Below are 17,867 nucleotides of genomic sequence, written 5' to 3' on the forward strand. Positions count from 1 at the left end.
TTCATCGGGGTCTTAGACGGCCTGGGCGATCCAGCCACCGGCACGCCAGCCAACCATCATGGCAATGGCATTGGTGTTACCAGACGGAATGGTTGGAAATACCGATGCATCCGCTACCCACACGCCCGGCACATCACGCAACCGTAGCTGCGGATCAACCGGGCTGTCTGCCGACATACCCATGGCGCAACTGCTGACCGGGTGGTAGATGGTGTCCGCGTTGTCGCGCAGCCAGTCCTCAATATCTTCGGATTTGTCCGAGCGCGGCAGATTCATCGGTGAAATACCGTAATCGGGCCAGTTTTCCGCGCTGAACAACGGCAACGTGTGCTGTACGGCTTTTATCATGCCGGAAAGATCACTGGGCGCGGTCAGAAAACCGGGGTCGATCAACGGCATGGCCTTCGGATCTTTGTTGGCTAGCCTGACTTCACCACGACTTTCCGGGCGCAGCAAGCATACGTGACAACTGATGCCTTTACCCCAGCGCCAACGGCGCGCGTGATTCAACAATGGCCCAGCCACCAGGTGCCATTGGGCATCTGGCCGCTCTTCACCATTGATACTGAAAAACCCACCGGCTTCGGCAAAGTTGGTGGTCAGTACGCCACGGCGACGGCGTAAATACGGCCATACCCCAGCGGTTACTCGCGCCGCCACGGACGGCGCCACACCTAGGGTTTCGCCCCGCTTAACCCGCCAGACCAAGGACGCATCAAGATGATCGCGCAGCCCTCGGCCAACATTTGGCAGGTCGCGCTCAACGACCACTCCGGCCTGCTGTAACCACGCACCGGGGCCAAACCCTGAGCGCTGCAACAGCGCAGGTGTCGCCAAAGCCCCTAAACAGACCGCAACACCGTGTCGCGCCATGACATCAAACGCCTTACCCCTGCGCACCAGGCGTGCGCCCACCACCCGCTGTCCATCCCATAATAGGCGGTCGACGTAAGTCCGGGTCAGCAAGTTGAGACGTGATTCGGGAATATCGTGCAAAAAAGTGGCGGCGTGACAGCGTTCGCCGTTGCGTTGGGTCACCTGATATAAGCCAACGCCCATCTGGGTTGGCCCGTTAAAGTCGTCATTAGCAGGGTACCCTGAGGCCACCGCTTGACGTACGAAGTGCTGACTGACTTCTTGCGGGTCGCGCAGGTCACTGACCCCCAGCATCCCACCGCTGCCATGCCATTCATTGGCGCCACGGCTATTGTCTTCAAGTTGCTTGAACACCGGTAACACTGAATCCCATGCCCAGTCACTGCCGGCCGCTGCTGCCCATTCGGCGTAATCATCGATCTGTCCGCGGCTGTAAATCATGGCATTGATGGCACTGCTGCCGCCCAGTACCTTGCCACGCGGTTGATAACCACGTCGCCCACGCAACTCGGGCTGCGGCACGGTCTCATAGCGCCAGTTCAAATGCGGCGTGGGCACCGTAAAAAGCCCGCCAAACGGCACTTTCATGGCCGGGCTGCTGTCTTTGCCACCGGCCTCCACAAGGCCAATATTCCATGCCGTATCAGCCGCCAATCGAGCGACCAGACTGCAGCCCGAGGAGCCGCCCCCCAGTACTAAGAAATCGACGGTGTGTTTCGATGAAGTCGAATGATTCAGTGGATCGTTCATTTTTTGCCACCCTGCATTGCCTGTTTGCGACGGGCTTTCTTGTTTTGCGATGCAGTGTAGCACGCGATTTTTAAGGGGTTACACTGTGCCAACCAGTTTCTTTCATTTGCTACAATTAAAAGGAAAGACTCAGGCAGGCAACCGAGTTCTTCGATGCTTTATGGCATCAATACACCGATTAAACCCCGCAAGCCGTGACCTACCGTTTCATGGTTTGTCTTCGTCTGACGTCAGGGAGGCGTCAGACGGACATCATGCAATACCCAACCCATACCATCTGGTGTAGCGCGTCGCGACAGACGGGCGTGCCCTACCTGCACTCGGTCCAATCCGGCAGCAGCTACATCCAACCCGGGCACAGTGATGAACTCCGGCGCCAACACCCAGTCCCAGACGCGCTCCGCGCGCCATTGAAAGCGCATCTCAAGCGTATTGCAGTCAGCACTGACGCAGAATACCCCCTGCACATCCTCTAACCTTACTTGGGCCACTGGCCAACCGCCATCCACCATGTCATCAAGCCCTTGCTGCGACAGATAAAAGGCCCATGCGCGCTCTTGGCGCTGCACCACCGCGCCTTTCACAATGTCACGGTGCGTGATGGTGGTGGGTTCCGTCCTGACCCAGCCGTGGGTTTCCAAGCGCAGCAGTTGGGAAACTACAGGTTCATCGGTTTCACCGGCGATCTGCGGCAGCCTCGGGAGCGCGACGGTCACCGGCTGTACAAAATGCGAGCGTAATTCTTGCTGCCCCAGCAGCCACAGCGCCTGACGCTGCGGTGTCGACAATTCTTGCGCCAACGCCCCGCCAGCCCACAGTAAGCTGGCCATCAGTGCAACAATGAAGTGTTGTCTTAACATGCGGTGCGCTACCTTTCTCGGTCACCACCGTTCATTTTTCAGCACGGTGTTATTTCCTATCAGTGTAACGAACTTTGTACCGAATGCACTCCCGCCCTCGTTCATCCAGCGGCTTTTTTCGTAGGACAATCAGAATGATTTTGCTAGGCTTTCAGGAGCTTCCTGCGACAACAACGACAACAATAAGCGAGAATGAGCAGTATGCAACACCCTCTGAGTTACACCTCAGGCACCAGTGCGCAGCCCCTCATTGGGCTAACCATAGGTGCCATGTTGGATCACATCGCCGCGACCTACCCCGATCAAGATGCATTGATTGTGCGCCACCAAGACATCCGCTGGACATACCACGAACTGCTGCACGAGGTGAACACCTGTGCTCGAGCGTTGCTGGCCATTGGCGTGCAACCCGGCGATCGGGTCGGTATTTGGTCACACAACTGCTATCAATGGACGCTGATCCAATTAGCTACCGCAAAAATCGGCGCCATTCTGGTGAACGTTAATCCCTCGTATCGGGCGCACGAATTGGAATACGCCCTGAATCAGTCGGAAACGCGTTTTCTGTTCACTGCAGACAATTTCAAGGACACCAGTTACCGCGCAATGCTGAATGAACTCGCACCTGAACTGACAAACAGTGCGCCCGGCCAATTGAGTGCTGCCCGCATGCCCCATCTTAAGGGTATCGTGAATTTCTCCACCGAGTCTTTTGCGGGCATGCAGCGCTGGCACGATTTTATGGAACTGGCGGTACAGGTCGATGTATCGACGGTTGCCAAGATTCAAGCCGGTCTGTCGATGGACGACCCGATCAATATTCAGTACACCTCGGGCACCACTGGCTTCCCAAAGGGCGCGACGCTGTCGCACCACAACATTCTCAACAACGGCTATTTTGTCGCCGAAAGCATGGGCTTCACCCACCAAGATCGCTTAGTCATTCCGGTACCTCTGTACCATTGCTTTGGCATGGTAATGGGCAACCTAGGCTGCCTCACCCATGGCGCGGCCATGATTTACCCGGCAGAAGGCTTTGACGCCGAAGCGGTATTGAAGACTGTACATGAAGAGCGCGCCACGGCGTTGTTTGGCGTGCCCACTATGTTTGTGGCCGAATTGGAGCACCCTGATTTTGCTCACTACGACCTGACCTCTCTGCGTACGGGCATCATGGCGGGTTCGGTCTGTCCGGCCGAAATCATGCGCCAAGTCACCCAACGCATGCACCTGACCGAAATTCAAATCGCTTATGGCATGACGGAAACCAGCCCGGTATCCACACAAACCTCGGCACAGGACCCGCTGGAAAAGCGCGTCACTACCGTCGGCCGTACGCAACCCCACCAAGAAACCAAAATCATCGACCCGGCCTCTGGCCAGCTCGTGGCACGGGGCGAAGTCGGCGAACTCTGTACGCGCGGCTACAGCGTCATGTTGGGCTACTGGAACAACGACGAGGCCACGGCAGAATGCATAGACGCCCACGGCTGGATGCACAGCGGTGACCTGGCCACCATGGACGAAGAAGGCTACGTGAAGATTGTCGGGCGCATCAAAGACATGGTGATTCGCGGTGGCGAGAACATCTACCCGCGTGAGGTGGAAGAATTCCTCTACACGCACCCGGCCGTATCGGAGGTGCAAATCACTGGTGTGCCGGATAAAAAATACGGCGAAGAGCTGGTGGCTTGGGTGAAATTTCATCCCGGCATAACCGATGTCACGGCTGAGGATCTGCGCGCCTTCTGCAAAGGCAAGATCACACACTTCAAAATTCCGCGCTACTTTAAGTTCGTGCAGGAATTTCCCATGACCGTTACCGGTAAAGCCCAGAAGTTCAAGATGCGCGAGATCTCGACGCGGGAGTTAGGTTTAGAAGATGTTTAAACTTTAGATAAACGACCTTTATCAACACCCAGTGACTCAATAGACGTCTTTAGCCCAAAATTACCCCTAGGGTTAGTTTTTTCGCAACCCGCTTCTTTGTATTATCTCGACCAGTTGAGGCACCTCCAAATGTAGGGCGTGGGGCGTTGGGTGTGGGGTGTGGGTAATAAACTGCGGGCCATTGGCTGGCCAAGGAAAACGCATGACTACTGTATTGTATCAACATAAAACACTGGAGCATCAGTACGACCGACTGCGAGCCAGACACCCGCTGTTTGTTATCAATGGCTACAATATACTGACCGATGACCGCTACCTTGAGCAATTTCCACTCTACGAAATTCAGTACAAACAAGATCTCCTGCAACAAGGACTGGAGCGTATTCCGGCCGTCTACCAACGTCGAAACGCCGACCGAGCGCGTGAAGCGGCAGCTATCGAAAAAGATGTCCGGTGGTTGGGTCAACAAAGACGCACCTTGCAACAGAGCATAGCCATCGTCGATAGCCAGCTTTTAAATATGCAGCACTTACAAGAACCGCGCATGGCAAGTCAGATGGGTCAGCCTATCAACATTCGTTATGGCGCCTTTCCAAACCAAAAAATCGATCTGTACGAAAACGAAATTGCCCTCATAGGTGACCATGTGTTGCTACCCAACGAACGGCGAAATACGCCTATTTTCAACGAAGAGCCTGTCTACCGAGTCACCGCGCACCTTGATCCTATAGTTGCTGGAACTCTTGTAGAGCTTAAGGAGCCGGTCATGACGACGAGATAGAAAGAATTTGGCGAGAGCCGAAAAGGAGCCCGATGGTGGATGAACTTTGACGAGCAAACCACCAACGGGAGACAGACTACGAATGGGTATTCGTATGTTGTCAGGGAGGAGTTTAACTAAAGTCCAAACATTCTCAATGGAGATGAATGAAATGAAAGCTTTAAATGTACAGCAAGTTGAGCAGGTTAATGGTGGCTGGGCCGGTATCGTTGTAGCCATTGGAGCAACTGCAGTAGCTGCAAATGTAAGACACAACAACGTTACCAATAATGCAATCCGGGCATGCGGTGAAGGAAACGTTAAAAGTGCAAGTATTTGGGGATTCAAATGTAAATAGACATGTATGGCGGGGGTAATCCCCGCCAAACTATATTTGAGGCGACAATGAAAATATCACATTTCGTAAAAAGAAATAACCGAAAGGCTGGCGTGTTTTTATTGATAATTCTTGCTTTATCAGCCAACCACTATCAGGTTAAAACGTTAGCTACACTAACATGCGGAAAAGAGAACATCGAATCGGTCACTCCATTGGGGTATGTGTGCAAATAATCTCATAAACAGGGCTTTTCATTTTACCTAAACATTCCGGAATGGATGTTGTAAATCAATATCTGATGGTAGTGTTCAGAATTCTGAACACTACCTGTGAGATTGCTGAATGCATCGGCACACACGCCTCCACGTGTCGCGAGAGCTAAGGCTCAATATCGCCGCTGACCAGTTACTGAGCGGTCCCGTGGTCGACAACAACGGCGGATAAGGCGTGGCGTCAGGCGGCGCGGACGTTTACAATGCGCCTCCTAAGTTATTGCCGATCCTGAGAGAGTCTATGTCGCCATTCAGTGAAGTCTTGTTACGTTGGTTCAATCCTCAGGCAGCACCGCGTTGCCTGCTGTTGAATATGGCCGACACTGAAGTCGCTGCGCATTGTTTGGCTGAGAACATCCCAGTGCAACATACCCACTTTGCGCGCGAACAGCATGTGGCGCATGAAGAACAGCAGGTTGCCGTGCTGACTTTTCCGGAGCAAGCCGCTGGACTCACGGACGTCTGTTGGCAGTGGCCCAAAGCGAAAGAAGAAGCCGTGATGCTACTGGACTGGCTTGCGCCCCAACTTGCCGACAACGGCAGCGTATGGATCGTGGGTCACAATAAAGGCGGCATCAAGTCAGCAGCCAAGGTATTGGAAGCACGCGGCTGGCATGTACAGAAAAAAGGCAGTGCACGCCATTGTGCTCTGCTGCGTGCGACTCGTGCCCTACCTGCTCAGCCGTTCGATCTGGAACGCTATTGGTCGTCAGCCACCCTTCCCGATGATGCGGGAACGCTGTGGACACTGCCCGGCGTGTTCAGTCACGGCCGAGTTGATCGTGGCAGCCAGGTGCTGTTGCCGTTCTTGAAGGATCTGCGCGGCCCAGTATTAGATTTCGGTTGCGGTGGCGGATTGTTGTCGCTGGTGAGCAAATTGAAGGCGCCAGAGTTAGAAGTGACAGCACTCGACCATCATTGGCTGGCCATTCTGAGTACGCAAAAAACAGCGTCGGAGAACGGCATTACGCTCAAAACCTTGTGGAGCCACGGCTTTAATGAGGTGACGGAACGCTATGGCGCCCTGATCACCAATCCACCGTTTCACACCGGCATCGAAACGGATTACGACATTGCCAGTCGGCTGATCGCCGGTTCACGTTCGGTGCTGAAACCGCGCAGTCGCTGGTTAGCCGTGGTGAATGTGCACTTGCCGTATGAGCCATGGATTGCTGAACACTTCACCGCCCCGACCAAGCTCATTCAGCAACACGGCTTTGTGGTGTGGGAAGCGCAAACGCCGCGCTAGTAGTCAGCGTTAAACGCATCTTCTACAAACAGGTAGCCCTTGCTGCGCACGGTTTTGATACGCCGGGGGTGGTCGGGGTCGTCGCCTACCTTTGGTCGAATGCGCGATACCCGAACGTCGACGGAGCGGTCTTGACCGTCATACTCAATACCGCGCAGGCGGGTGAATATTTCTTCGCGCGTTAAAATCGTACCCGCATGGCTGCACAACAGCCAGAGCAGATCAAACTCTGCGCTGGTCAGTTCAATGGTTTCACCATTCAGCCAAGCTTCACGCATGGTGTTGTCAACGACCAAATCACCAAAATCCAAGCGCTCATGTTGATGCGAGGCGCGCTTGGTGTCGCCATTGACCCGACGCATGACCGCCGCCAACCGGGCCGCCATTAAACGCGCCGATACAGGCTTGGCAAGGAAGTCGTCAGCCCCCATGTCTAGCCCTAATACTTGGTCCAGCTCGTCAGCGCGCACCGACATCAAAATAAAGGGGCCCTGATAGTTCTGCCGCGATAGCTTGCACAGCGTTAACCCGTTTTCGCCAGGCAGATCCACTTCAGCGATGACGGCACTGGGTTGATGCTCAGCGATACGACGCAACGCCACCTTACCATTCTGTTCTTCATCCACTTGGTAGCCTTGGCCGGAGAAATACTCCACCAAGCGTCGACGATTCACGTCGTCACTGTCGACAATCAGCAATGTCTTGTTTTTCACTTTCACTGAATCTTCTTTCACAGCCATACCCATTGTGAACTTCTCCCGGATTCAGGCCAGCAGCAACGTTCTTTTTGAACCGCCACCCTACCCCGATACTGCAAGATAAAGTTATCCTTCCCTTACTTTAGTCTGAACCGTGAAAAATGCTTAATTCATTGCAATATTTTGTGACATTGTTGCATCACTGCTGCAATACTTTACACCCGTTGCCATTCATGTGGCTCTGCTGCTGCCGCAACCATCAGTGATCCGACACTGCCATAGATGCCGCCGGACAAGCTCGCAACGTTGCTGATGAACTGCACGCCTTCACGCGCACACGCCGCCTTTAATTCAGCAAAGCCCTTCAGCGAACGCAATTCTTCGAGTTTCCCAGAATAGTTAGCGGTTACGATCGGCGCTAACAAGCGCCCTTCTGATACCAAGGTTGATACGTGCCCGAAAACCGCTTGGGCGGCTTTCTCAAAACCGCGAATTTTGTCGGCTTGGTGCGATCCATCATTGACCACACATAGAATCGGGTGAATACCCAGCGTATTAGCGACCAGAGCCTGACTCCACTTTACACCACGCTCACCGCGCGTCTTAGAGCGCTCTAAAGCAACTAAGGGACTGCGTGGTACCACATAGGTATGGACGTTGTTTGACAACTTATCAAGTTCGCGCCGCATGGCCACCGGATCTTCGTTGGTTTGCATACGACGCACGGTTTCCGCAGCCAACAACGCCTGCCCAGCAAATACCGTTCGACTGTCCATGACGCGGATAACCGCTTTGCGCTGCGCCGTCATGCGTCGCGTAACGGACGCCGCAGCTTCATTGGCGTGATCGTAGGTCAAGCCTTGCATCCGGTTAACCGTTTGAATCCAGATATATTGATACCCTTCATCGATCAACTGCCACAATAGGCGCTGAAATGTTTCCACGCTTGGCGCTTCAGTTGAGACCTGATTCTTGCGCGTCAACACACCCGACTCAAAATGCTCCAAAGCAACCCGGTCATCGCACGGGTCAGGAAACTGGCTGCCATTAATGTTGATGGTGATCGGCACATGGTGGATATGGAAGTCACGCATAAACTGTGGTGGTAGAGCGCATACAGAATCGACGACGACGGCTACTTGCGGCATAACAACTCCTCCTTTAGTAATGAGCAACAGGCAAACGCACCAAGAGTGGCACTCGGTGTGTCTGGAGAATGTAATTTTTTATTACTGGTAGAGTACCGATAAAACCTACACTTGGGTATAGGCCGACCGAGATTGAACTCTGATCAAAACTGCTCAACTTACCGAATTCTAGTGCATCACTCGGCCACGATGGCCTATTTGATACTTTAGCGCTGTGGCATAATAGCCACATCTCATGTCATCCCATCGCCGTGGAGCCGCAAAGGTTATTATGAAAAAATCTGCCCTAGTTTTACCGGTACTGTTACTGTTAGTGGCCTCAGTGGTTGCCCTCACCGTGATGCAGTTTCGGCCAGCAACAACGACTCAAACACCCACTAACTCGACGTACAGCCATTTGGGTGGTGACTTTGAGCTCGCGAGCCTGAATGGTCCGGTACGCTTGGCGGATTTTGAAGGCAAGGCAGTGATGCTGTTTTTCGGCTTCACCAACTGCCCTGATGTATGCCCTACTTCTATGGCCGTTATGCGTCAGGTATTTGAAGCCTTACCTGAGCAACAAAAAGAACGCGTGCAGGGGATATTCATCAGTGTCGACCCCGAGCGCGACGATCTGGAACGTTTGCACGCCTACACACAATTTTTCCACCCTAATATCGTCGGTATCACTGGCACTAAAGAAGAAATTGACGCTGTTACACGGCAATACGCCGCCAGTTACTTCTTTGAAGAAACGGATTCGGCAATGGGCTACATGGTACAGCACACCGCACGTACCTATGTGATCGATACACAGGGTACCATTGTTGACTTGGTGGGTGAGGATGAGCCGTATACTACACTGCTCACCAAGGTGCGCAGTTTACTCTAGGCAAACTCTGCTCGTTTCGGCGAAAGTATACAAAGTGTGAACACATCCGTAGCACATTGGATTAAGCTACGGCAGAATGCGAACTTCTACTGACCATGATAAGGATGTTTTTATGCGCCTAACAAATTCTTTTCTGCACCGGACGGCTCCACTGAGTGCAGTCTTTTTGGCAAGCAGTGTCCTGGCTTTCGAGCCAACAGCCGAACCGAATTATGGGCAACATACGTTGTCCGGCGATGCAACGTCGAGCTTCTCTTTAGCGCTACGCGCCGGAGGCAACTATGACGCTGGCAATGTGGGCGGTGCAGCACAGTATTGTGTTGGCTTCATTTCTGACGCCCCGGATGCAGTCTTTGTTCTGCCGAATAATGTCAACGCTGACACCCTGTTTCTGAGTACCTATTCCGCCAGCGACACCACTCTAACGGTGATTGATCCAGCGGGTGACGTCCACTGCAATGACGACGCCGAAGGGCGGGGCCTCAATGCTGGATTGGCTTTCACCCCGATGGCTGGCGAGTACAAAGTATGGGTAGGCATTCATTACCCGGACGACTTCCCAGAAGCTGTGCTGCGAGCTGCCTACACCAGCCCCGTTCTGGGCCCTAAACCCGGCGTGCGTTTTAGCTTAGATTGGGAAAACACACCGACGTTCGAGCATCTGACACTGGCTGCAGGCTTTGGCCCAGAGCCGCTTGAATTCGACATGATCGCTGGCGGCAGTGACTTGGTGCCATCGTCGCTCGGTTTTGATTGCTACGGCTATGTGTATGGCGCCGCGCCTGACTACACGGTAGCCTACACCGGTGGTGGTGACTTACACATTTCTGCATGGGCCGATGCTGACCTGACACTAATTGTGCGAGGACCGAACGACATTTGGCATTGTAACGATGACTACGAAGGTCTGAATCCCGGACTGTCGATTACCAGCGCGGTCGAGGGGACTTACGCTGTTTGGGTAGGTACCTACGGTATAGATGAACCCGACGCCATTCTGCAATTCAGTGAGGTACGTCCGTTCCAAGAAAATCGTAGCCGCACCCCCAGCCGCAAAGGCAACTAAGATAGAAAGCGGCTTAACGGCCGCTTTTTTATGCCCATATTCCGGGTAAAACAGCGTACACTGCATCTTCCTGAATTAAGCCGACAGCAACCCCATGCCCGAAATCTCCGCACCTGATACTCAGTTTCATTGCGCCACCGGTACCTTTACGCTGCACCGACTACCGGAACGCCACCACCCGGCACTGCGGGCGTGGGATGCTGCGGACGACTACCTGATTCAAACGCTGCACGCCACCCCTAAGGCGCCTCTGTTGCTGGTGAACGACGCCTTTGGTGCTCTGGGTGTGGCGCTGCATGCTCGCCAGCCAACACTCTGGTATGACAGCGCTGTTGAGGCGGACGCTCTGGAGGGTAATCTGCGGCGCAATAACTTGCCTGATCTGGTACGCGTTCCCCAAACGGAGTTACCGCCAAACTCGGCAGCACAGGTTGTGTTGAAATTGCCGCGCAGCAGCGCCCTGCTCGACTGGCAGCTTGCGCAACTGAATCAGCACCTGCCCGTCGGCACACCGATTCTGCTGGCTGGCATGCTAAAACACGTCACCCCGGCCGATCAGAAAGTCATGCAAGCGCGACTTGGTAATCTGCAAGCCTCACGCATCGTCCGTAAGGCGCGCTACTGGCAAGCGGAAACAACGGATGCCACCGACCTACCCACCACGCAACCTTTGGTCATCGACGACTTTCAGTTAACCCTGCACAATCATCCTGGCGTTTTTTCACCACGCCGTCTTGATCCTGGGGCGGCCTGCCTACTGCAGCATCTGACCTTACTCGATATCGCGGACCTGCCAGCTCAGCCACGTGTGATTGATTTGTGTTGCGGGAATGGCGTGCTGGGGCTGGCCTGGTTGCGTTTACACCCGGAGACACAGATGACCTTTTGTGATGCATCCGCTGCGGCCATCAGTAGCGTTCAGGCCTCGGCGCAACATAACTTGGGTGCTGAGCACCAATGGTTTGTGGTGCTGCGAGACGGTCTGCAACACGCCGACCCGGAGAGTGCTGACCTCATCCTCTGCAACCCGCCGTTTCATCAGTCCGATACCGTGACCACTGACGTCGCCCAAGCCCTGTTCCACCAAGCTCGTGGCGTCCTGACCGCCACCGGGAGTATGGTGGTGGTGGCGAATCGGCACCTTGGCTACCACCAGTTAATGAAATCCTACTTCCGCTCGGTTACGACCTTGAGCAGCGACAAGCGGTTTGTGGTATTACTGGCCAAGGAGCCACGCCCCCTTAAAGGAAACGCCTATTAAACAGTGAGTTCACCGCGCGCTGGATAATCTTTGTCGATCACAAAATCGATGGTTTTCAGCAGCGCGGCAAAATCCGGGCGTACAAACGGCATGGACTGCACCGAGCTGTAATAAAGTGTACCGTCCGAGCGCACCAAAAAGAGCCCGGGCTCCGAAAACTGCGCAGGCTCCTCAATGCCTATTGAGGTCTTGCCCTTCCCCGCCGAAAGAAACAACCCCCATTCCGACGCCTTCGCCAGTGGCAGACCGTAGCCGAGCCGCAATCCATCCAACTTAATCTTGTCCTCAGTCGCCTTTGCCCGCTCCAAACCATCACTGCTCAACGCCAGTACATTAACGCCACGCGCTTCAAATTCACTGCGCAGTTCATTCAAGGTGCGTAGGTAAGCCATGCAGATAGGGCAATGATGGCCGCGGTAGAACACCAGCATTGTGAAGTGCTGTGGGGTTTCGGCGGCGAGGTCAAATTGGCCGCCATCGGTCAATGACACTTGCAGTGCGGGTACGGGTTGGCGTGGTAATAGGCTCATTAAGCAATCCTCCGGTGGTATGAATACGTAAAAGAACGAGTAACATGGCTCTTTGTACTTTACTATAATGTATGTATTGCTCCATTAAGTTCTAATTAGCTATCTATTCGTGCTTTTTTGGATTACCCCATGGATCGTCTGACCACATTGCTCCGCTTGTCATCACCACAGGTCACCGAGGACTTGCAGGTCGCCTCTGGCTTTCTGGTTCTGGCAGAACAGGACCAAGTCGTGCGCTGGTGTCACCAGGTAAGCTCAGCCCATCCTTTCTTGGCCATACGCTTCCAACATGCGCACGCGCCATTGACTCAGGCCCTGCCCGACAACCTAGGCATCAGTTGGGCCGAAGACAGCGAATTGGCGGCGCTGGTCCGACTGCTCACGGCCGAGCTGATGAAGGAGCGCTGTGGCGGTGGCATGATGCGCCAGCATCTCGCCGAGCTTATGCTGATTCGCTTGCTGCGCGATATTTTAGAACACCAGCGTGCGCCAGCCGGATTGCTGGCGGGGCTCGCCCACCCTCAGATTGCTCGGGCACTGGTCGCTCTACACGACCACCCAGAACACGGTTGGACGGTAGAACGCTTGGCTGAACACGCCGCCATGTCGCGCACGGCATTCATTGAGCATTTCCGGCGGGTGCTGGGTGAACCGCCCGGTAGCTACATCGCCCACTGGAAACTGATGACCGCGCAGCGTCTTTTGGAACAAGGTGGTACCGTCGCTCAAGCGGCGGTGCGCGCAGGGTATTCCGGGCCTACTGCATTAACCCGTGCTTATCGCGCGCGCTTTGGTTGCTCACCCAAACACCACAAGGCCACGTTGAATCACACGCGCGACCGCCAACCGTTGCAGGAGATCACCCTATGAGCCACAGCGTTAGAAAGCCGCGATCTGACATGCGCGGCGTATCCAATATTGGACTGCTGATGACATTGCTGGCGTGGTTCGCCGTAGCGGGGTTGCTCGCGCTGGCCTTTCAGGATCAATTAGAGCGGTTTTGGAATCCCAATCCACAGGTACGTTCAACACACCAAGGCTCAGCGATCGAAGTTGTCTTGCAACCGAATCGCCAAGGACACTATGTGGCGACAGGGCGTATCAACGACGAACGCGTCGTGTTTATGCTGGACACCGGTGCAACGCAGGTGGCCATCCCGCCGGGTGTTGCCGAGCGCCTAAACTTAGAGCGCGGCCGGGCCTTTCAGGTACAGACCGCCAACGGCATCGCCACTGCCTATGCCACTGAAATTGCTACCTTGCAATTGGGTGATATCCAGTTGCGCCAAGTCGGCGCGCACATTTCGCCCGGGCTTGAAGGCGAAACGATCTTACTGGGCATGAGTGCCCTGCAACAGTTGGATTGGAGTCGACAAGGCGGTGAACTGCGTTTGCGTTACAATCCCTAGCCCCCATAGATTGACAACCATTAATCGGCTTTTAGATAGCGCTGATACTTACCGGCTTTTAGACACTGGGTATCTAGCCACAGCAGGCTGTCGAGGCAACCACCAAAATTGGCATCGACATGATAAGCACAAAACCACAGTCCCCCGGGTTCACACAGGTCACTGTATTGCTTATACAGGGTGGGAATACTAACACCCATGGACTTCAGGCTGGCTTTCAACTGTGCCAATTCCGTGTCGTAATCGGCATGCCCGAACTGCACCCGCTGCTGATACTTGCGAGGCATTCGATACGGGTTTCTCGCGGTCGCCAAGGGTGATCCCGGCCAGCCAAAATGTGTATCATAAAAGCTAACCAGTAGCGCACGCGCCTTGGCAGGCAGGGCCACACTGACCGATACAGGGCCAAACAAATAGCGCACTTCCGGGTGCACACGTAGAAATGCACCAATCCCCTGCCACAGATAATGCAAACTGCGCGACCCCCAGTATTTAGGCTGCACAAAGCTGCGCCCCAACTCCATAGCCTGAGACAACTGGCTCACCATGTCGGCACTGAAATCGAACAGACTATTGCTGTAAAACGCGGTCTCATCACGACTCGACATGATCCTGTTGCCCAGCCCAAACCGATAAGCACCGACAATCTCTTGCGCCTGCGCATCCCACAATATCAGGTGTTGGTAGTAGAGATCATAAGCGTCGATATCCAGCGGTCTACCGGTACCCTCATCCACCGCACGAAACGACAACTCACGCAACCGCCCTATCTCGCGCAGCAATGGCGTTTCACGAGAGGTAGTCCACAACAGTATCTCTTTACCGTCTCCGGTCGTGCCTAAGCGTCGCGCCAGGGCAAGTTCATACATTAAGTCATCAACGGAAACGGGGTCGATCAGCGGTTTAACCAAACGCAGCCAAGGCAAACGCCGCCCTAAACGACCGGTACGCTGCTTTAGCCACAGCGCAGGGTTGGGGAATTTTTCAGCAGCAGGCGAGTGCTGAGTCACTGAAGAAACAGACATGATTCCAACACCGAGTTTTGATGAGTCTTCATCATAGGTTGTGTTGGTGACTGTTTGATGGCGTCCATATTACCAGATTGTGGCATGCCAAACGGTCCACTTTAACGTCGATTGCCCGTCACCGATTAACCGCTTGCTCACGCAGCCAAGCCACTGACAACTGCCGCCAACCCAATGCCCAACAGGGCATTGGATTGGCCTTACCTTTTAGCGCCAGCTCACCGACAAAATGGCACGGCAAGCGCTCTTTGACTTCGGCGTAGGTCGCTGCACAGAGCAGAATATCGACCGGCTGGCCATGTTCGGTTTGCGCGTCCTTGGTGGCGCTTTCCAGGCGGGCGGCGGTGTTGACCACATCGCCAATGGCGGTGTAGTTAAAGCGCCGAGGTCCGCCAATGTTGCCCACCACGCCGTCACCGGTGCTGATACCAATACCCATAGTCAAACGATGCAAGTCGTCGGGCGGGAACTGACGGTTGAAATGAACCAGAGCATGTTGCATTGCGGCCGCCGCGAGACAGGCATGGTAGGCATGTTCGGGGTCTTCGAGCGGGGCGTTAAACAACCCCATGACGGCGTCGCCCATCAACTTGTCGAGCGTGCCACGATAACGCTGCAACTCGGCAATCATCACCCCAAAATAGGCGTTCAGATGGGCAACCAGATCCTCCGTCGCTAACCGCTCCGTTAGGGGGGTGAAGTTACGTAAATCGGTGAACAGTAAAGTTAATGGTTGGTGCTTGCCGCCCAATTGCAGGGTGGCGCGCTTACCAATGATCTCTTCGACCAATGCAGGTGCCACATAGTTACCGAACGCTTGGCGTAGCGCAGCTGTTTCCGCCCGCTGTTGGAGAAACCGCCATAGCTCGCCGACCACCGCCATGACCAACAACAGCACCAACGGGTAAAACACCGCCAACCAGATATTGAACTCTGTATAGAGCAGTATGCCTGCGCCATAGGTGCCAACCAACAACAGCCCATAACTGACCAATCGATAACGCATAGCGGACAGACACATCACCCCAGCCCAGCAGGCGAGAGCCATCAGCAATACCAGCAGCAGCCATCCTCCCGTCACATCAAACAGCAGATTGTCGTCCAACACATTGGCGACCAGGGTCAGGTGCATCAAAGGGCCAGGGAATTGCCCCACGGGTGTAGCCCGTAAGTCGCTGACCCCCGCTTCACTGACGCCGACAATCACATAATGACCACGCAAGCGCTCCGGCTCCCAGTCAGGGCTCAGCAAGTCTAAAAAGTTAAGGCGCTGATAGCGCTCTGGCGCATAGTAATTTAAACGCACCGTGCCTCGCGCATCGATGGGCAGAGCGCGATCGCCCAATAACGCGGTGCTGGCACTCAGTTGCAAATCTTCCAAGGCACCCAGACGCCACATCTGCACCCCTAAATTGGGCACCACAAGATCGCTGACATGAAATGCCAACGGGTAGCGTCGAATCAATTGATCGCTGTCTTCTCGGGTGTTGAGGGTGGCCAGCAGGGTGTAGGACTCCATGATGGGAGACACTGGCAGCTCTATCAGCTCGCTGCTCAGCAAACGCGCTCCAGCGCTTTGTAAAAGGGACGAGTCGAGCAATATATCGTATTCTTCAGTGCTCATTTCTGTGGCTAAGGGGCCATTCAGAAAAGCACCACCCACGCTGGGCAGTTGGGCCAATGTCTCGGCCAATATGTGGTCATGCGCTGCAGTTGTGGGCTCGGAGAACAGGATATCGACCCCGACCGCGGTGGCTAAATGGAGCTGCGCAAGGCCCTCGGCAATGACATCACGCGGCCATGGCCAGCGCCCGAGTGCACGCACGCTCGCATTGTCCACCTCGACAAAGACCACATTGCCCGGCGGATCACGACGCTGCCATTGGTAGAAGTTGTCGCTCACGGCGTTCGACAAAGCCGCCACCATGGCCGGTGGTCGCCAAGCGATCAACAGCCAGACGGTGCTCACCAGCAGCACGGTGACGGCCAACCCGACTCCTGTACGCCAGGAGCTCATCGACGCCGCTGCCACGCCGACAGGGTTCGCTCTAATGAGATCAAGGAAGCACCGATGTCCGCTTCAATGGCCTCAGGCTCTTCACCCACGGCCAGCGTGAGTTGCCGCCCCGGCACCAGCTCCACCAGCTGCACAAAGGCTTGAAACTGGGCGTTATGTTGAGCCCGGTAGTCGTCGAATGACTGCCGAAAGGCTTCTTGGTAATTGCGAAACGATTGTCGATGCTGTTGCAGGAAGTTCTGAAACGACGGCGGGCCGGCTTCTTCTGCGGCATAATAGGCCATGTCAGCACCGTCTTGGCGGGCCACCTCCACCTCGCCTTCAAACAGGGCGATGTCCTGCCGTTGATCGCCAGCACTCACAATAAAACGCGTTCCCTTCACACCGATCACCACCAATGGCGTGCTTACCTGCAAGCGTTCGCCGCTACGGGGCACCACATCAAACAGCGCAACGCCTGCCGCCAGTTCCACCGCGCTGGCCGATTGCACCCTAAGGATTGCCTGCTCGGCCAATACCACGTGGTCATCCGCAAAGCCTATCTGCGCCTGCCCTCTGGCCAGAGTATGGACCTGATCACCGGGACACAGCGCCACCGGCAACTGAGCCACACGCACGGGGAACGGTGAGCCATCCGGCACCAGGCGCACATTGCCCTGTGTGCGCTGCAAGGAGGCGACGGCTTCGTCACAGCGTTCATTGCCCGACTCTGTTGCCATGCTGATGGCCGATAACAGCACACCGATACACAGCCATATTGAGCCAATCGGCGTAACACCCACATGGGCGGTCTGTTTCATTCCGCATCTCCTTATGACGCAAAAAGTACTGCCTTCTATCATAGG

Annotated in this window: 17 protein-coding genes; 9 read left to right on the forward strand and 8 right to left on the reverse strand. The window is 54.8% G+C overall.

The features are described from left to right. Positions 1-12 precede the first annotated feature (12 nt). The gene (locus tag NFC81_RS11470; protein WP_304994621.1) at positions 13-1,626 is read right to left on the reverse strand and encodes a GMC family oxidoreductase N-terminal domain-containing protein; all 1,614 of its coding nucleotides are present in this window, start codon (positions 1,624-1,626) and stop codon (positions 13-15) included. Between the two features lie 230 nt (positions 1,627-1,856). Next, positions 1,857-2,486: a hypothetical protein gene (locus tag NFC81_RS11475; protein ID WP_304994622.1), complete on the reverse strand. Its 630-nt coding sequence runs from the start codon at positions 2,484-2,486 to the stop codon at positions 1,857-1,859. A 192-nt stretch (positions 2,487-2,678) separates the two neighbouring features. Here NFC81_RS11475 and NFC81_RS11480 point away from each other — a divergent pair, with 192 nt between their 5' ends. From NFC81_RS11480 to NFC81_RS11495, 4 genes are all read left to right on the forward strand, one after another. Continuing rightward, complete coding sequence (locus NFC81_RS11480) at positions 2,679-4,376, forward strand: AMP-binding protein (protein ID WP_304994623.1); 1,698 nt, start codon at positions 2,679-2,681, stop codon at positions 4,374-4,376. 202 nt (positions 4,377-4,578) lie between these two features. Further along, complete coding sequence (locus NFC81_RS11485) at positions 4,579-5,157, forward strand: hypothetical protein (protein WP_304994624.1); 579 nt, start codon at positions 4,579-4,581, stop codon at positions 5,155-5,157. 82 nt (positions 5,158-5,239) lie between these two features. After that, positions 5,240-5,494: a class IIb bacteriocin, lactobin A/cerein 7B family gene (locus tag NFC81_RS11490; protein WP_304994625.1), complete on the forward strand. Its 255-nt coding sequence runs from the start codon at positions 5,240-5,242 to the stop codon at positions 5,492-5,494. A 495-nt stretch (positions 5,495-5,989) separates the two neighbouring features. Then, positions 5,990-6,997 (forward strand): methyltransferase, encoded by a 1,008-nt coding sequence (locus tag NFC81_RS11495; protein WP_304994626.1) that lies wholly within the window; start codon positions 5,990-5,992, stop codon positions 6,995-6,997. Here the strand turns inward: NFC81_RS11495 and NFC81_RS11500 are convergent. Together NFC81_RS11500 and NFC81_RS11505 are read right to left on the reverse strand one after the other, a co-directional pair. After that, the gene (locus NFC81_RS11500) at positions 6,994-7,743 is read right to left on the reverse strand and encodes a winged helix-turn-helix domain-containing protein (RefSeq protein ID WP_370529862.1); all 750 of its coding nucleotides are present in this window, start codon (positions 7,741-7,743) and stop codon (positions 6,994-6,996) included. The two genes, NFC81_RS11495 and NFC81_RS11500, sit on opposite strands and share 4 nt — an antisense overlap. A 167-nt stretch (positions 7,744-7,910) precedes the next feature. After that, positions 7,911-8,843, reverse strand: coding sequence for a DegV family protein (locus NFC81_RS11505; RefSeq protein WP_304994627.1), 933 nt, complete (start codon positions 8,841-8,843; stop codon positions 7,911-7,913). A gap of 271 nt (positions 8,844-9,114) precedes the next feature. On the opposite strand from NFC81_RS11505, the gene NFC81_RS11510 reads away from it, so the two are divergent. The 3 genes from NFC81_RS11510 to NFC81_RS11520 all read left to right on the forward strand — a co-directional run bounded on the left by NFC81_RS11510 (position 9,115) and on the right by NFC81_RS11520 (position 12,041). After that, positions 9,115-9,714, forward strand: coding sequence for an SCO family protein (locus tag NFC81_RS11510; RefSeq protein WP_304994628.1), 600 nt, complete (start codon positions 9,115-9,117; stop codon positions 9,712-9,714). 112 nt (positions 9,715-9,826) lie between these two features. Beyond that, on the forward strand, positions 9,827-10,780 hold the full coding sequence (locus tag NFC81_RS11515; RefSeq protein WP_304994629.1) for a hypothetical protein: 954 nt from the start codon (positions 9,827-9,829) through the stop codon (positions 10,778-10,780). Between the two features lie 94 nt (positions 10,781-10,874). Beyond that, positions 10,875-12,041 carry a methyltransferase gene (locus tag NFC81_RS11520; protein ID WP_304994630.1) on the forward strand — a complete coding sequence of 389 codons (1,167 nt, stop codon included), beginning with the start codon at positions 10,875-10,877 and terminating at the stop codon, positions 12,039-12,041. Here NFC81_RS11520 and NFC81_RS11525 read toward each other — a convergent pair. Further along, positions 12,038-12,571, reverse strand: a complete 534-nt coding sequence (locus NFC81_RS11525) for a peroxiredoxin-like family protein (protein ID WP_304994631.1) — start codon at positions 12,569-12,571, stop codon at positions 12,038-12,040. The two genes, NFC81_RS11520 and NFC81_RS11525, sit on opposite strands and share 4 nt — an antisense overlap. 129 nt (positions 12,572-12,700) lie before the next feature. On the opposite strand from NFC81_RS11525, the gene NFC81_RS11530 reads away from it, so the two are divergent. Then, a complete protein-coding gene (locus NFC81_RS11530) occupies positions 12,701-13,441 on the forward strand; it encodes an AraC family transcriptional regulator (protein WP_304994632.1) in 741 nt (246 codons plus the stop codon). Further along, positions 13,438-13,980, forward strand: a complete 543-nt coding sequence (locus NFC81_RS11535; RefSeq protein WP_304994633.1) for a TIGR02281 family clan AA aspartic protease — start codon at positions 13,438-13,440, stop codon at positions 13,978-13,980. Before NFC81_RS11530 ends, NFC81_RS11535 begins: the two co-directional genes overlap by 4 nt. A gap of 20 nt (positions 13,981-14,000) precedes the next feature. Here the strand turns inward: NFC81_RS11535 and NFC81_RS11540 are convergent, their stop codons facing one another. The 3 genes from NFC81_RS11540 to NFC81_RS11550 form a co-directional block, all read right to left on the reverse strand. Next, the gene (locus tag NFC81_RS11540) at positions 14,001-15,005 is read right to left on the reverse strand and encodes a GNAT family N-acetyltransferase (RefSeq protein ID WP_304994634.1); all 1,005 of its coding nucleotides are present in this window, start codon (positions 15,003-15,005) and stop codon (positions 14,001-14,003) included. A gap of 118 nt (positions 15,006-15,123) precedes the next feature. Next, complete coding sequence (locus NFC81_RS11545) at positions 15,124-17,022, reverse strand: adenylate/guanylate cyclase domain-containing protein (RefSeq protein ID WP_304994635.1); 1,899 nt, start codon at positions 17,020-17,022, stop codon at positions 15,124-15,126. Then, positions 17,019-17,822: a FecR family protein gene (locus NFC81_RS11550; RefSeq protein WP_304994636.1), complete on the reverse strand. Its 804-nt coding sequence runs from the start codon at positions 17,820-17,822 to the stop codon at positions 17,019-17,021. Before NFC81_RS11550 ends, NFC81_RS11545 begins: the two co-directional genes overlap by 4 nt. Positions 17,823-17,867 lie beyond the last annotated feature (45 nt).

Source organism: Salinispirillum sp. LH 10-3-1 (genome assembly GCF_030643825.1).
Lineage (GTDB): Bacteria > Pseudomonadota > Gammaproteobacteria > Pseudomonadales > Natronospirillaceae > Salinispirillum.

Excerpts from the sequence above, each read along its gene's own strand:
- NFC81_RS11545 (WP_304994635.1), bottom strand. The coding sequence starts at position 17,022 with ATGAGCTCCTGGCGTACAGGAGTCGGGTTGGCCGTCACCGTGCTGCTG.
- NFC81_RS11530 (WP_304994632.1), top strand. The coding sequence starts at position 12,701 with ATGGATCGTCTGACCACATTGCTCCGCTTGTCATCACCACAGGTCACC.
- NFC81_RS11470 (WP_304994621.1), bottom strand. The coding sequence starts at position 1,626 with ATGAACGATCCACTGAATCATTCGACTTCATCGAAACACACCGTCGAT.
- NFC81_RS11520 (WP_304994630.1), top strand. The coding sequence starts at position 10,875 with ATGCCCGAAATCTCCGCACCTGATACTCAGTTTCATTGCGCCACCGGT.
- NFC81_RS11480 (WP_304994623.1), top strand. The coding sequence starts at position 2,679 with ATGAGCAGTATGCAACACCCTCTGAGTTACACCTCAGGCACCAGTGCG.
- NFC81_RS11505 (WP_304994627.1), bottom strand. The coding sequence starts at position 8,843 with ATGCCGCAAGTAGCCGTCGTCGTCGATTCTGTATGCGCTCTACCACCA.
- NFC81_RS11500 (WP_370529862.1), bottom strand. The coding sequence starts at position 7,743 with ATGGGTATGGCTGTGAAAGAAGATTCAGTGAAAGTGAAAAACAAGACA.
- NFC81_RS11495 (WP_304994626.1), top strand. The coding sequence starts at position 5,990 with ATGTCGCCATTCAGTGAAGTCTTGTTACGTTGGTTCAATCCTCAGGCA.
- NFC81_RS11515 (WP_304994629.1), top strand. The coding sequence starts at position 9,827 with ATGCGCCTAACAAATTCTTTTCTGCACCGGACGGCTCCACTGAGTGCA.
- NFC81_RS11540 (WP_304994634.1), bottom strand. The coding sequence starts at position 15,005 with ATGTCTGTTTCTTCAGTGACTCAGCACTCGCCTGCTGCTGAAAAATTC.
- NFC81_RS11525 (WP_304994631.1), bottom strand. The coding sequence starts at position 12,571 with ATGAGCCTATTACCACGCCAACCCGTACCCGCACTGCAAGTGTCATTG.
- NFC81_RS11550 (WP_304994636.1), bottom strand. The coding sequence starts at position 17,822 with ATGAAACAGACCGCCCATGTGGGTGTTACGCCGATTGGCTCAATATGG.
- NFC81_RS11475 (WP_304994622.1), bottom strand. The coding sequence starts at position 2,486 with ATGTTAAGACAACACTTCATTGTTGCACTGATGGCCAGCTTACTGTGG.
- NFC81_RS11485 (WP_304994624.1), top strand. The coding sequence starts at position 4,579 with ATGACTACTGTATTGTATCAACATAAAACACTGGAGCATCAGTACGAC.
- NFC81_RS11490 (WP_304994625.1), top strand. The coding sequence starts at position 5,240 with ATGGGTATTCGTATGTTGTCAGGGAGGAGTTTAACTAAAGTCCAAACA.
- NFC81_RS11535 (WP_304994633.1), top strand. The coding sequence starts at position 13,438 with ATGAGCCACAGCGTTAGAAAGCCGCGATCTGACATGCGCGGCGTATCC.
- NFC81_RS11510 (WP_304994628.1), top strand. The coding sequence starts at position 9,115 with ATGAAAAAATCTGCCCTAGTTTTACCGGTACTGTTACTGTTAGTGGCC.